At 40.6% G+C, this 14,191-nt stretch carries 12 protein-coding genes; 1 reads left to right on the top strand and 11 read right to left on the bottom strand.

Annotated elements, in window-relative coordinates:
- Positions 1-274 (top strand): IS3 family transposase (locus tag BM210_RS25305; protein WP_143101093.1); only part of this gene is annotated, 274 nt, incomplete at its 5' end.
- Positions 275-285: 11 nt separating this feature from the next.
- On the opposite strand, the gene BM210_RS25310 is transcribed toward BM210_RS25305, so the two are convergent.
- From BM210_RS25310 to BM210_RS34950, 11 genes are all read right to left on the bottom strand, one after another.
- Positions 286-777, bottom strand: coding sequence for a hypothetical protein (locus BM210_RS25310; protein ID WP_091174853.1), 492 nt, complete (start codon positions 775-777; stop codon positions 286-288).
- A gap of 47 nt (positions 778-824) precedes the next feature.
- Positions 825-1,256, bottom strand: a complete 432-nt coding sequence (locus BM210_RS25315) for a hypothetical protein (RefSeq protein ID WP_143101094.1) — start codon at positions 1,254-1,256, stop codon at positions 825-827.
- Positions 1,257-2,476: 1,220 nt separating this feature from the next.
- Positions 2,477-3,178 carry an HNH endonuclease gene (locus tag BM210_RS25320; RefSeq protein ID WP_091174855.1) on the bottom strand — a complete coding sequence of 234 codons (702 nt, stop codon included), beginning with the start codon at positions 3,176-3,178 and terminating at the stop codon, positions 2,477-2,479.
- 82 nt (positions 3,179-3,260) lie between these two features.
- On the bottom strand, positions 3,261-4,046 hold the full coding sequence (locus BM210_RS25325) for a hypothetical protein (RefSeq protein ID WP_143101095.1): 786 nt from the start codon (positions 4,044-4,046) through the stop codon (positions 3,261-3,263).
- 16 nt (positions 4,047-4,062) lie between these two features.
- Positions 4,063-4,590 (bottom strand): hypothetical protein, encoded by a 528-nt coding sequence (locus tag BM210_RS25330; protein WP_091174858.1) that lies wholly within the window; start codon positions 4,588-4,590, stop codon positions 4,063-4,065.
- Positions 4,591-4,625: 35 nt separating this feature from the next.
- Positions 4,626-4,847, bottom strand: a complete 222-nt coding sequence (locus tag BM210_RS25335) for a DUF5348 domain-containing protein (protein WP_091174860.1) — start codon at positions 4,845-4,847, stop codon at positions 4,626-4,628.
- A gap of 1,180 nt (positions 4,848-6,027) precedes the next feature.
- Positions 6,028-7,023: a DNA adenine methylase gene (locus tag BM210_RS25340; RefSeq protein ID WP_218184969.1), complete on the bottom strand. Its 996-nt coding sequence runs from the start codon at positions 7,021-7,023 to the stop codon at positions 6,028-6,030.
- Positions 7,016-7,903 carry a hypothetical protein gene (locus BM210_RS25345; protein WP_091174863.1) on the bottom strand — a complete coding sequence of 296 codons (888 nt, stop codon included), beginning with the start codon at positions 7,901-7,903 and terminating at the stop codon, positions 7,016-7,018. The genes BM210_RS25340 and BM210_RS25345 overlap by 8 nt, the downstream gene beginning before the upstream one ends.
- 678 nt (positions 7,904-8,581) lie before the next feature.
- Positions 8,582-8,890: a hypothetical protein gene (locus tag BM210_RS25355; protein ID WP_091174866.1), complete on the bottom strand. Its 309-nt coding sequence runs from the start codon at positions 8,888-8,890 to the stop codon at positions 8,582-8,584.
- Between the two features lie 142 nt (positions 8,891-9,032).
- Positions 9,033-14,039, bottom strand: coding sequence for a hypothetical protein (locus BM210_RS25360; RefSeq protein ID WP_091174868.1), 5,007 nt, complete (start codon positions 14,037-14,039; stop codon positions 9,033-9,035).
- Positions 14,023-14,187, bottom strand: a complete 165-nt coding sequence (locus tag BM210_RS34950; RefSeq protein WP_177237991.1) for a hypothetical protein — start codon at positions 14,185-14,187, stop codon at positions 14,023-14,025. The genes BM210_RS25360 and BM210_RS34950 overlap by 17 nt, the downstream gene beginning before the upstream one ends.
- Positions 14,188-14,191 lie beyond the last annotated feature (4 nt).

Consider the following 14,191-nt stretch of genomic DNA (forward strand, 5'->3'; position numbering starts at 1 on the left):
TGCTTCTGTTGACTACCAAGAGCGTTTGAAAACGTACGAGATCAAGTCGAGTATGAGCCGAAAAGGCAACTGTTACGATAATGCTTGTATCGAATCGTTTCATAGCGTGCTGAAGAAAGAACTCATTTATTTAGAGAAATTCAAGACTCGGCAACAAGCTTACCGTGAACTTTTTGAATACATCGAATACTTCTACAACCGCAAAAGAATCCATTCGTCTATTGGCTATTTAACGCCAGATCAGTACGAACGTACGTACCGTAAAACTGTGTAACTTTCTCGATTCTATGTGTCCAATCTATTGACTGAGGTCCATTCATCTACTGTAGTGAACATCTCAAATTTCGGTTCAGGTAAATACTTCACTACTTCCGGCAAGAAATACCACATTGAGGGCTCAGACATCGTTCCTGCTCTGAATACTTTCATTGCCTCAGATACTTTACCTGCAAGGATTAGCTCAATGATCTCCTTGCCGACCATACGCTCCAAATCTTTAGATACCCTTGATATCATCACCTCAATATTGTTGACATGGGATTCATTGAATTTATCTGCTGTTAACTTGTAGCTGTACTTATTGCGAAGGAAAAAAGAAAACTTCTCCTTCACAGTATTGCTTTTAATGTAGTCCATCTTGTTTACATAACGAACGATCTCCATGAGAGCATCCAGTTTGTTCTGTTCTACTTGTATCTCCTCTAGCCCGTCCTTTGGAAAGCTTTCTTTAACCTGTCTAATTGCAAGTGCCAACTTCTTCGGAAATATGATTCGCATCTTGAAACATCCTCTCTATCTCTAATTATCTTTACCCGAGTTATAACTCATAACGGTTTACCAGTACTGACGATCTCCACAAACTGTTTCATTATTTGTTCGAGTTCTTCTGTCGATGTTGCGGCAACTATCGATTCTATGGTGAATCCTCCAACCTTCTTCTTTAACTTGTAATCAAAGTGCAGAATCTTCGCTCGTAATGCACCGACTGAGATGCCCAGCGAATTTGCTGTCTGCCTTGGATTAATTCCTTTGTTTAACCACAACTGATACTTCAATTTTGCAATCTCATTTGTGTCGCTAAGATGTCCTAGTGAAATGATAACAGTCTCAACGGTTTTCAACTTTTGGAGTTCTAGTACTCTAACGTCCACGTCATTTTCGGTGAATTTTAGATTTTCCTCGATAGAAGCCAGAGCATCTTTTATTTGCCACCACAGCATATTTCTCTTATTCACCATTGGATCAAATCCTTTCATAATTTCACAATTCAACCTTGAACTAAAACGGCACAAAACGACAAAAATTAACATAGTTGAGCTGCCAAACTCTTAATCATCAATCAATTGACAAGAAGAAAGGCTGAACACTGATGTAAGTGAAACAGTAGGCTCCCCGATTTTCAGCAAAACCCTAGAGGGGACAAGGGAAATAGGAGCTGAGCCAAAAGGGTTATACTCTGATTTGGTCAGCTTTAAGACAGTAAACTTGTAAGTACTATAATTTTGACTTTGGTTTCCGCTGCTGAATATGAACCCTACTCCTCCGTATGTTGATATTTCTCAGGACATATTTCAAAGCCGCTCAATAATAAATATTTCATTTTACAGGAATCATAATTTCTCTATCTGACTTAATGTGTGGTGTAGGTCAATGAAGGCAACTTGAGGTAAATCAACAAAATCGGGGCATTCGATCTAATGCTTTTTGATCGAGCGATATTTAAAGTTATTTGTAGAAATACGTGCTTCTTAAATCTAGAGTGTAAGTTCGATACATGTGGATCAACGCGGGGGTAAGCAACACAATTAGGGGTAGACAGAAAAACTAGTCTCTGGTCTACAATTCAAATACTGTTAAATATAACGATGGTCACTCATACTCATCATTTTATTAAGTCGAGGGAGATTAGATATTGCGTACGGTCTTGCTAATACACTCCGGTTATTTATAAATAAGGCGTTCGAATTGTCTAATACACTCCGCCCTTTTATAATCATTGCGTACGCCATTTATTAAGCCTGTTCGGTGATTATAACTATCTCTAATATTGTCTAAGAAAGGCGTTCGGGTTGTATAACCTACTCCAAGTTCAGTAATACTTTGCGTACGACATTGCTAAGGAATTCACTATTTCAATAAATTATGCGTTCGCATATTGTAAGAAACTCAATATCTTACCCGAAACAATTGCAATACCCCTCTCAGCGGGTCAATGCCATCACAAGCCTGACTCGGGAACCAGACTACAAAACATCGATATTTCGATTCGAGTAAGTGATTAAACATCCGCCGCTGTACCTGTAAGTCAATTTTTTCTGATATTGTCCCAGCTACACCCACATGAGCAGAAAAATAGCGAGATCTCTGGATACGAGTCTCGCTAAACTGTTACCGATATTGCACACTTATTTATCATTATCCTGTTACACCACCAGATCTTCATTTAACTATCTTCCCATCAATTCGTTACAGGCGATTAGGAACCGAGATGCTCGCCTTCAATATTTCGAAGATACCACTCTGCAAATACAACTTCTCCATTTCGAAATACCAATAATGGACGCTCTCTTAAATACATCTCATAATGAGCCTTGTTATGTGATTGCGTCCCGATCTCAAGGTTATCCAAACGACAGTTTTTAGGGTTTCCGTCAATATGGTTTATATCGAACAACCGACCCTTTTGACCTAAAGCATTAATTGCCATGTCGGAACCGAAACACATAACAATAACCAGTTGGTGTATTCTTGGTATAAAATGTCCTTGCTGTTTGTTTCCAAGTTTGATGCAGTTATATTGGTTTTTTCCACCGGCTTTGGAGTATCCATTTAACAAGAATCCACCTTCCGTTGGTTTGAATACCCCATTTTCATAAACAACTAGCGAGGTTGAACGTTTTACCTTCTTAGTTAAAGTCAGTTTATTTAACTCATATGTTGCTAAATAAAGTTTATGGTTGAACCAATATGCTTCACCACTCTCCGGATGAACGAATATTGTGTAGTTCCCGTATATCGTCTGGGCGACTCCTGGGAATACTTCAAGTGCTTGATTGTATGCTTGAGCCATCTTCTTCTGACTTGGTTCCCAAGAATCCTTTATTTCAATTGTCTTCCCAAGACTCAGACCAGTGGCTCTAAACGTCACTTCGTTTACATGTTCATTGTTTTTCTTCATTGTCTTTCCCTCCCAGTTTTTAATATCATGTGTTCACATATTTTCTACTGACAAGCCTCAAACATTTCTGTCTGAAATACCCCTACTCCTCGTTAATTCCCACTGCATATCCCAGTTCTTTGTAATCCAGTAGAGTATGAAGCATGCTCTTAAAGTCATTATTCTCTAGATATTTTAATACTCGATTAAGCATCTCTGGTTTTACAAGCGACCTCAACGATTCCGAACGTCTTTGAATCATCAATTCTTTTTCCTCAGGTGAAATTTCTTTCTTTTGACATCTTAATCGTTTGCGTCCCGATAAACTCAGTTTAAATGGCATTGGTTTATCTTCCCGAAGCAAACTCACTAGATCATCAAAACGGCTATACTCATCATTCAAGGCTGATAAACGAATAATCATTTTTTTGTTAGAAGTTAGCGCAAGCTTTATGATGCTGACAAGATCTTCGCCATTTTCTGATGAGATCTGATGGGCTACCATTTCGAACATTGTAACGAAAGCCTCTTCATCAAAATCCAACTCTTCGAGCCATTCTTCATTGTTAGCAAAATCAATTGTCATAAATACCGTCTCTGTAACCCCGCTTTTAGAGCCACTCTCTATTTCTTCAACGGAAAGAATACTAACCTCACGACTTTCAATTACCATCTTAGTATTACGTTCGACTGCATAACCATATCCACCCACGTTTACACTGTTCTCTGTTTGTTTCCCATCAACTGTCTTAACAAAGCCTTCGCTGATCCCTTCACGCTCATATTGAGTATACAGATAAACTGGCTTGTCAATTGCTACGGAAGTACCTGCAGCTGTAATGCGCTCCATTGTCGGATTTAAACTAAAAGTTAACATCACCCCCATCATCCTCTCTCTCCTACATTTAGACCTTCGATTCAAAAACCTTAACCAGTTCACGGTATGTCTTGTAGTTTATCGATAATTTCTTAGCCGCTTCCAATCCGTTGAACTCAATGTTACGGTGGCTCGTATACACGTTAAGAAAGTTTAGTGGGTAAGTCTGAACAGGTCGACCTGGTATATTTCTTCTTTCTTGTTTAACTTTGTCTTTCTCTTTTATGAAATTCTCGACGAAAGCTAGTGTTTTATACCCCTCCTCCGAGAGGACACCATTACTAACTGAATCCAGTAATACCAGTTCTGCATTGTTATTTCTCAAAGTCGATAGGAATGAACGTAATTCAGATACCGTATCTGCTATTTCACTTAATTGACGGATAATAACTTTGTCCCCATTACCAAGCTGATCGAGCAATGATCCAAGTGAATCACCCAAAGTGATTCCAAATCCGTCTGACAAATCAATGTACAACATATCAGCTTGGGCTCTTACTTCAAATTGTTCAATTTCTTGTTTACGTTGTGCGCGAATATAAGCCAACTTAGCCATAAACTTTCCCCCTTCCCATTTAGTTTACTTTATCCCTATACATTAACCATGTACTTGTCCGATTTACGAAGATTGAAACGGACATCCTTTAGAATGATGTAGTAATGACGATCCATCTCTAGTCGGCATGGGAACGGTTCACCGCCAATATAAAGATCGAAGCCTTCACCACAATGTAGCCCAAAGTTCCGACCGTTCAACTCTACATACCATCGATCTTGATCGGGATCAAAACACATTTCGATCTTTCTCTTCATGAAATTCACCTTCCCTGATTCCAGAGTGTTCTTTACGAAAGCTCATGATTACTCTTGCAAATTAAAGACTTAATAGTACTGCTAGAATCCCAATCAATCCTGCTTGTACAAGAAAAGCATACCCAACGGTAATTCGCTGGTGACTTGGAACCTCATCATCGAAACCAATCTTCATCAAGGGTAGATTCAGTAACATAATTGGCAGAAGAAATAAGCTCATGAACGTTGCTAACATTGTCATCATCCTTTCTATTTCATCTCTCTACAATAGCTTTTAATTTACTTTTTTGTAAATAATTTGCTTTAACTATAGTGGTAGTATACCTTGGGTATAGGTAATAAATCAAGTACTTAATACCTTTTTTTACGGTATATTTAAACAGTAAAAAAGCCCGAAAACCCTTATAAAACCTAAAGAAATTAGATACCCCACAGACCGACAGGGCGACCGATAACGTGAAGAACCTGTACGCCATCGTAAGACAAGAAAGTGGCGAGGACGAGGGAATAACCGACTAATAGGGAGAATGGCTGTTTGGGGGATTTTTGAAAGCCGAGCGAGAGCGAACCCCGGAAGGGAGTGCAGGAGAATAATGGAATAGGCTACCATTCGAGAAATTTACGAGTTATGGAATTGCGAGACTACCAAATATCATTCCAAGGGTGCTTAACTCTCAAAAAGATTCCTGCCTTCGTAAGGAAGTAGGAATCTTGCTGCAAAAAGGCAATATTAGAAATCTTACTGACAGGTTTCGACACTTTGGTTAGGGAACCCGCATGGAATAAGGATCGAAGTGTTCTTTGACGAGGTACTGAAGCTACTGTTACATCTTTTGACGGATACTCGAATTGACTGCGAGGACTGATATAGGGCTAATTTGTGTTTGTAGAGGGGTTTGCGACAACTATCTGTCAGTAAGAATCGCAAAACCCAATGAAATGAAGCATGTTTGTGCTTATAGACACTGTTTTGAGTACTATAGTTACTATTCCTGGCTTGGGAGTATCGATGAATTAAGCCTACAAGAGCCTTTTCAGGGCGGTTTACCCCAAATCGAGTGAAAACTACCGATTCGGGGTGACTACAATTCAATTTCTTGTACGTATGCTTGTCCAACTGTACTATTAGAACCAGTAGTCCTGTGGTATTACCGGTTCAAGCGGTAATTGTAAAACTTATCTACCGCCTAAAAGTAGGTTCTTCTCTTGACGAGATTATAGCTCTTAACTCATCACTTATTTCAAAATTTATATAGATATATTCAGCTTCTCTATCACTTGACCCTGACATTCCTATATGTTTATTCTTTAAGAAAACCTTCTGCCAACCGTTATTCTCTAACTCATCGTAGATATCACTTGCATAACCACTGATGACCATGTAAGAATCGGTATCCTTAATTAAGTCTCGGAAATTGATGTGATCCTCTCTGTTCCAAGAGAATTCGTAGTGCTTATTTCCTTTCATTGCCTTAGGATCATAAGGCGGGTCACAATAAATCAAATAATCTTCTCGGGTTTTGAATTCCTCTATCAATTTTCTGCAATCCTTACGCATAACCTCAACTCCTGAAAGGATTCGAGTAAATTGACTTAGACCGAGAACCCGCTCGAAATACAGTTTGCGCTTTTCAATAACAACAGACCTAGCATAAGACTTCATACCCCCAGCATAGCTTTGGCAGGCTACTACGAAAGTGTCAGCTGCTGCATTAACGTATTCAGACGTTTCCCTGAATCTACCTTGCCTCGCTAACTCGTTGTCACGTTTCCTGATAACCAATGCTTTATTAAATACTTCTTCGCTGTAGTTCTGCCTTGACAGCTTTCTAATCAACTTTTCTGTGAGTTCTTCGTTACCTAACACATGCCAAAGGCATACCAAGGGATAATCTACATCCGAATATATCCGATGTTTGAACAGTGTAGGATCAATGTTCAACAAACAACGACATGCTCCTCCAGTTGCTTCGATGTAGCCAAGCAAATTGTACTGCCTTGCCACCCATTCCAGCAGTGGTACAATGCGAGAAACCAATCCCGCTTTCCCACCTGGATATGGAATAACCGATTGTATTAATCTATTCATGTCAGCCCATGAAATCGCCTTTTTGTGGGGAGGAAAGGTGAGGAGATGCCTCACCTTGTTACCCCCATAGATGAAGGTACTACTCATTACGACCAACACCTTCACCTTTGGCAATATACTCATAAACTCTAGGGCACTCAATGATGTAGAAACGCTCCTTTTCAACACCATCGCACGGATTCTTGATCCATTCGTTCAGACGATAGTACTCCGTCTTTTTGACAAGTAGATTTGCGTTCTTCCAGCCTTGTAGAATCTTATTGAGCTTCATGTCATAACTGTTACTTTTGTAATCTTTACGTAACTCAGGCGGCTCTTCACCCCATACAAAGAGTTCCATGAGCGTGTATTTCGTTACTCCTATGGTATTATCTCCAAATTTCCTTTTCAACTCTGGTGTGTCTAACAAGATACCGAAACTCATTTTTGGATCATACCCACCGTTCATCACAGAAGCATAGTTACTCAATTCTTCTATTACACTATTCTCGAACTGACGATGGGTTGAAGTAGCGTTCGATTGGTTAAAGGCTCCTCCAAGCATGGAATCCAGTTCCTCAGTACCGATTTCCCTGAATTGACCAAGTTTTCTTAGTTCAACTGCATAGGTGATCATCGCTGACAACATTTCGCGGTCAATGGAACGAGCAAATGGCTTCAGTTTTGCAAGGACTTCACCGAAAGTCTTGTTATCCTCCAACTCGTGAAGTGGAAAAGTCTTGGTCGCACCAAACGTCCCATCTGACTCTATAGAAATGAAACTAGTCACGATTACACCATCAGGATATTCCATACTCCTACTACGACAGTTCGTAACTTTCCAAAACTCCTCATAACTTTGCTTGAGAACAGTAAGTTCTTTGTCAGAAGCTTTCTCCGATGCTTTCCATTCCACTTTCAGTTTTGCTTGCTTTTGATCTTTCATTAAAATAAGGTCATGTTGAGAATCTCTTTGATTACCACTCATTACAATCGCCTCGCTTAGTTGAAGTCAAAGCTTCGTAAATGAAACAAGCGACTTGAAACATTCACGTTGACTTTGCTCTTCTATAAGCCCATCTCTTGATCTAATACCAGAAGTTGAATCACTTTTACCCTCGAAATAAGAAATGTTTGGAGAGACTTTATCTTATTGCCCCAGACTGCTCCGATATCCCAAAAATTATCTCAAGATAGCCCCTTGAAAAGTTTCATACCATATAAGGATCATCAAAACTGCAGAATGCTCTCTCTTTGAACAAGAAATAATTTGGATGTCAGGTGTGGTCTAGTGGTGAGAGTGGTTTTTAGCGAACTGTTGAACTAGATTGAGCATTTTTCTAAATGTGAGATTTTTCGACTGATCGAATGGAGGAAGCTAATACATGAAATTGGGGAACCTTCAATGGGGACGAACTAATGTGGATAGAAATCTCTGTTTAGGGTATCTATTTTTTCTCGACTTCGAAGTAATTCTGTTTTGTTCATTATCCTTCTATGTATTGTTTCGTTTCTCTCAGAACCACTCACAAAGTAGCTTACAGTTCGCCAATCGTAGAAATCCTCCAATAAATAGTTTCGAAAAAGAGATTCTAAATTATTTTGAGCTATAAAATAATCTGCGGATAAAAATAAGGTGCCACTTTTCAGCACCTCATCAATACCTCTATTCCAGTTTCTTAAAAATCTGCTTGTATCTTTTCACAATCAAGCGAATCTCTGGTGCGCCGCTGAGGAATTCGACCTCGAGACTGTCATCAAAAATCAATTTCACCTCATAGATTGCAATATCAACTGGTAAACCTCGATCGGAAAACCAGCCCTCCATTTCAGAGAACATCTTGTCGATCAGTTCGAGCTGCGCCTGATTAAAAACCCAAGGTATTGAATCATAGAACCCCTCAGATGGATTGATATCAGGTATCACAGGCTTAGACCAAGGATATTCTTCATACAACAATTGCTCGGATAACATTCAAATCACCCCTTTCCTAATCGCTGAGAAATTATGTTGGTTAACTATAACTTGGGAATAGAAATAAGTGAAGAAAAAGAAGATGCCGATTTCCTCGACATCTTCCAGTTAGAGCAAGTACTTATTTGCTTTGAAAATCACGTTATTGGAATGAATCCAGTACAGAAGCGTTGCCGACTACGAAGTCTATGGACTTCGAACCTCCAAAGTCACCTTTGGAGCTGTCATATGTCATACCAACATTAGCAACTTTAAAACTTAACTTCGTATGACCAGTGAATCCCTTACTGAAGAACAAATTTTTATCACCGTTAGCTTCAAGTCCTGGTATTTGCATAGGAATCTTGTCTGCATACCCCACGAGCGGGAGTGCAAATGTGTTAGTGTACTCGCGAACAACTAGCACAGTTGTATCCTCATTGTAAAAGCCCTTCCCAACTGCAAGGTCGCTTGAACCCCTAACATTATTTCCAAGGCTTGCAACGATACTTTCAGTCAACTTATCACCACTGCCGTTCTCGAAGGAACCAAAAATGTTGTCGTTACCAAGAATCTTCATCCTAGTTAAGGCATCCTTTAGTTCATTTGAAAGGCTGTTCAGATTTCGAGAGCCATTGACCCCGATTAACTTACCACCCCTGATCTCCAATGTATATTCGTTTACATCCACTGACTTCTGGTCTGCCTTTAACTTAACAGTTTGACCACCGTAGTCCTTGGAGTTGATGACCAGATTGCCGTTAGCATCTAATGTTACCTGCCATTTACCAGTTGCTGCATCTTTTGTAGCGTACTCGCTTAAATATTTGTCATTGATGGCATCTGTTGAATAGGTGCTTGATGGATTCCAAGCATTCTTCAATGAGCTAGAACCTATATCAAGAGCAAATATCTTTAATTCAAGGTCACCACTCACTTCGAAGTTGGTTGTGATAGCACTGCCCTTGTAGATGACCTGTTTATCTCCGGCGTTCAACTTTTTAGCCAAAGCTTTTGCAGATGCATCTGTAGCTGCCGACATCCCTACTACCGTTGGCTTCACATCAACATTTACAAAGCGAGCCAGATTGTAGCTGACTGGCTTGATTTCACGAAGCTTATCACCAGCGGTGAAAGCGACTGAGGTATTTCCTGACGCATCATCATAGGCGTATAGAACTTCTGGATTAACCTTGAAGGTTTCTTTACCTTGTCTAGCTTGCCAAAACATTCCGTTGGATGAGTCCGAAACATCCTCAAATGACATCTGAGCTGAGCTATCTTTCGGAATGTACCGATTGAAGTTCACGCTTGTCTCATAGTCTGCCGTTTGATAACTGCTTGCTGCCGCTCCAGACCATGTATATGGCACATAGTAACCGCCAAACTCTGTTGAAACCCAATCGTATCTTGTTTCGCTGTATGTGTAATCCTTTGAAGGGCTTTTTACCCCATACTGCATAACGTGTGACTTGGTGACTACTGGCTTATTCTCGCCAGAACCCATACTTGTTGACGTAATTCTACCATCGAATAGGTTGAAGTTATTTAACCATGAAGCTAACTTAATGTTTGCTACCGAAGTGTTATCCCTGACCGCTAGTAAATTACCAGCCAAGTTAAACTGAGCAGAAGGATTGAATACCGAGAAGTTTTTAGATGGTGAATCTTTAAACAACTTCGCTTTACTTATCGCCCAGTGCGTTTTACTCAAATCTGGATCGATTAAACTAAATGTTGTGTTTCCTGATGGATTCAATTGAGGATTCGTAAACGTGCTGATCGGTAAGGATAAGTTGAACTTCGCCTTATTAGTGCCTTTGTCTGAAATGTTACCCCAATACTTCGAGAGCCTCCACTGAGGAACATCATGAATCAATTGGATAGGCTCGCCTGGAAGGTCTTCTCTGGCTTTGACGAACAAGGTGATCTGAGCGTTGGAGTAACCATCTGTACTCGCATACTTGTTCTCAGTTACAGAATTGCTTAATGAATCATCTCCTCCCAAATACTTGTGAAGATCGAGTGGTAACGGTGTATCATAACCCAACTCAAGTTCCCAAGTATCCGAACCCTCTACGCTTGGAATAGGGATTATTCCATCTTTGCCAACAGCGTCCTTAGTTAGCTCTACCTTGTTAATGCTCTCGTTGTCCTTATTATCCACCAATTTGAATTTCGCATTTTTGTCAGGAACGATATCGTATGTCTTTCCTTTATAATCAATTGTCATTCCACCTTTAATCAACTTGTCAGCTTCATTGTTAAGATCTAGAACCCCAAGATACTTTTGACTATCTTCTGACCAGCCGTTGATTGGTACTGTAAATGGCTTCTCGATTGGGTTACCGTTTTTATCTACAAGTGTTACATTCAATTGAGCAGTGATCGCAGGTTTCTTCTGGGCTTCCCCATCCCCATAACCCCAAGGTTGAAAACCCCAACCCCCGAATCCGTTGACTGAAGCGTCAGATGACATTGGAACTTTTGAAGTTACTGGTTTTAATGTTCTTGCATAGTAATCTCTAGCATAGGTACGGAACGTATTGGGAAGGTTACCGTTCTCTTTGTATGGAGATTGGGTACCTTGCTCAGCAGTTGTTGAACCTCCCTTAGACACGGCTTCGAACTCCCGATTTGCTGTCAACCCCATTATAACAGTATCGGTTGGACGAGCCACTTGTCTTGTCCATAAATACCAATCAGTTGCATCGTGCATCGGCATGAAGGCGTAGTTCCGCTCGTAAGCACTTTGGTTATCTTTGACGCTGATTCCAACTACTGTTTGTGCAAAAAAGATTAACTGGTTCTTCTTGAACTTTTCCCGCATCATTTGCTCAAATGCAGTGTATGCTTCACCTTTCAAGATACCTCGAGACTTGATAAGATCCATATACCCCGAGAACACCATACTACCAATAATTTCAGCATTCAACTTCTCCCACTTATCTCCACTACCATGACGGAGGATGTAATCCTCTATCATATCCTTTAAAGAGTCTCCGATGACTTTCTTGTTGCCTTCACCAGAAAGTGATCTGTTCGGATCGTTTGGAGCTATGTTGTAAAGAACATCAGCAATAATTTGTTCGAAATAGTTGGTGCTTTCGTTTGCAGCTTTATCAGCATAGTTTAGGGTACGCTTCATCAGCTCAGCATGGCTTTTACTTTGTGGACTGTCTGGGTAGAGTGGGTTATTTCCATAGAGCGTCTTTACCTTGCTGCTCGTACCAGCCCGCTCGAATGTGATTACGCCTGAACCAGACTTACGGAATAAATTGTCCGAAGTCTTATTTGGTGCCATGTAGAACATAAGATCTTCCAAATCGAATTTGAATGGATCTTCAAGATCAACCTTCGTCGAACCAGGGCTTAATACCCCATCACCATTGGACTTTACCTTGTTTGGGATGAAACCGAATTGGAGTAACGCTACTTTGTCTGAGGTCTGGAATGTTCCTGCTGCTGTCGATGAATTGGCGTTGCCTGATGCAGGTGCCGTACCTCCTACGTTTGCGTCAGACTGAGCTGCCTGAACCCCTGAAGGAACGAAAAGCGGGACTATCAGTGCAACCGCCAATAAAATACTCATCATTGACATCTTAGGTGATGAAATTTTTCGCTTTTTGTTATAGATCATGAAGCTTACAACCCCTCCCATAAAAGATAACAAGAACAGGATGACTAGCATGATAATATTATCCCCGGTATGCGGAGTGCTTGCCGAACCTCCGAATACCACACCTGCACCTAAGACTACTCGCGTAATCGGGGAGTTGGCATCGATGGCTACCGTATCTACTTTGCCAGTCTCATTGTCTTTAATCATGAACGACTCACCTGGTGTTACGGCAAATCTGATTGGTTGAGTACCTTTGTACTGCTTGGGGGCAACCTTGTCCACGTTAATGACGGAGAAGTTGTAGAGCTTGCCGTCTTTGCTTACTTCGAGTTGGTGCTTCGGTTTTATAGAAACATCTGCAGAAGCGATGCCCCCTATACCTCCTGCTACAACTACGGTCGAGGACTTGACCTTGCCTTCGGCATACTTGGCGTTAACTATTGCTACTTGGTATTTACCTTCTGGGATAGAGATCGTAGTACTGTCGAGATTTACGGTATGAGTGCTCGAGACCCCTGATCCAGACGAGAGGGAAACATCTACTTCTGCCCACGACTTACTCAAGTCTGTGTTAACATCAGTTGAGAGATTTACTTTCACACTGCCAGTCGATGCTTCATTTGAGAATACGATTGGCAAGCTTAGAGCTGACTTTTGGGAGCCTGTTATTACTGATGACGGGAGTACTACTTCGGCTTTACCGTTGATACCATCCTTGGCAATCTTCCCTTTAGATGATACTTGGAACTTCCACGTTAGCTTGCTACTATCAATCCAGACCATACCTTTGTCGTCAGAAGTGGCTTGGAGTGAACCTTTTCCTTCTAGTAGCTTGATACCGATTGGAGTATGCTTTAATGGAGTGCCAGATTCAGATTGAAGCTGTAAGCCGACTTTATTCGGGTTAGTCTGCAAAATCGCAGCTATCGGGTGGAGCTTGGTGGCTGTCAAATCTCGAAAAGCCTTCTCGTCTTCGAACCCTTCATAATAATCAAAGAATTCAATGCTGAACTTGGTGTGGGTGTTTACCTTAACGTTGATACCATTGAATTCAATTTGCTCTATGATACCGTCAGTCTTCTTTAATACCAATGCAAACTCATCCCCGAGCTTGTAGCCTGGGTGATTAAAGATCAGGCTGTACTTACCATTTTTGAAATTCTGACTGTTGCCTACATTGGAACTGATCAGTTTGTTAGCTGCTACGTTCCAAAGTTCTAATGTGAACTCGGGGATGTAAATGCCTTTATCTGCTGAGTAGTAGACATCTACATGCAGACCGTCTGTTACAGTCCTCTCAGAATTGTCAGTCATTTGAATGGCTTCATTAATTGTAGATTGGTTAGCTTCTACTTCACCTCCTTGAGTGGGTAGAGTGGTCTGTGCGGGTTGCTCGGTCTCAGTTGATTGATTTAGGCTTTGGACTTCCTGAAGGATTTCTTGAGTTTCTTGAGTTCCTTTATTCTCGACTTCACTAGCAAATGCTGAAGCAGAATACATAGATACAAATAGGACGAGTAATACTATCATGCTAAATAACCTCTTCATTCCTTACTTCCTCCCTTGTGCTAATCTTGGTTTGCTTAACTGCTGTAATAGCAGTCGTTGCTTGTTCTTGTAAGGTATCTGGTAAACCATGTGTAAAAGTTGAACGTTTCTCTTGATTTTCAGTTACAAAATAAAAAGACGATGCCATATAG

Source organism: Paenibacillus sp. 1_12 (assembly GCF_900114475.1).
In the GTDB taxonomy this organism is placed as follows: Bacteria; Bacillota; Bacilli; order Paenibacillales; family NBRC-103111; genus Paenibacillus_S.

What these genes read in the sequence shown, in the direction of transcription:
- BM210_RS25315 (WP_143101094.1), bottom strand. Translation starts at nt 1,256, where the DNA reads ATGAAAGGATTTGATCCAATGGTGAATAAGAGAAATATGCTGTGGTGG.
- BM210_RS25355 (WP_091174866.1), bottom strand. Translation starts at nt 8,890, where the DNA reads ATGTTATCCGAGCAATTGTTGTATGAAGAATATCCTTGGTCTAAGCCT.
- BM210_RS25330 (WP_091174858.1), bottom strand. Translation starts at nt 4,590, where the DNA reads ATGGCTAAGTTGGCTTATATTCGCGCACAACGTAAACAAGAAATTGAA.
- BM210_RS25310 (WP_091174853.1), bottom strand. Translation starts at nt 777, where the DNA reads ATGCGAATCATATTTCCGAAGAAGTTGGCACTTGCAATTAGACAGGTT.
- BM210_RS25325 (WP_143101095.1), bottom strand. Translation starts at nt 4,046, where the DNA reads ATGATGGGGGTGATGTTAACTTTTAGTTTAAATCCGACAATGGAGCGC.
- BM210_RS25335 (WP_091174860.1), bottom strand. Translation starts at nt 4,847, where the DNA reads ATGAAGAGAAAGATCGAAATGTGTTTTGATCCCGATCAAGATCGATGG.
- BM210_RS25345 (WP_091174863.1), bottom strand. Translation starts at nt 7,903, where the DNA reads ATGAGTGGTAATCAAAGAGATTCTCAACATGACCTTATTTTAATGAAA.
- BM210_RS34950 (WP_177237991.1), bottom strand. Translation starts at nt 14,187, where the DNA reads ATGGCATCGTCTTTTTATTTTGTAACTGAAAATCAAGAGAAACGTTCA.
- BM210_RS25320 (WP_091174855.1), bottom strand. Translation starts at nt 3,178, where the DNA reads ATGAAGAAAAACAATGAACATGTAAACGAAGTGACGTTTAGAGCCACT.
- BM210_RS25340 (WP_218184969.1), bottom strand. Translation starts at nt 7,023, where the DNA reads ATGAGTAGTACCTTCATCTATGGGGGTAACAAGGTGAGGCATCTCCTC.
- BM210_RS25360 (WP_091174868.1), bottom strand. Translation starts at nt 14,039, where the DNA reads ATGAAGAGGTTATTTAGCATGATAGTATTACTCGTCCTATTTGTATCT.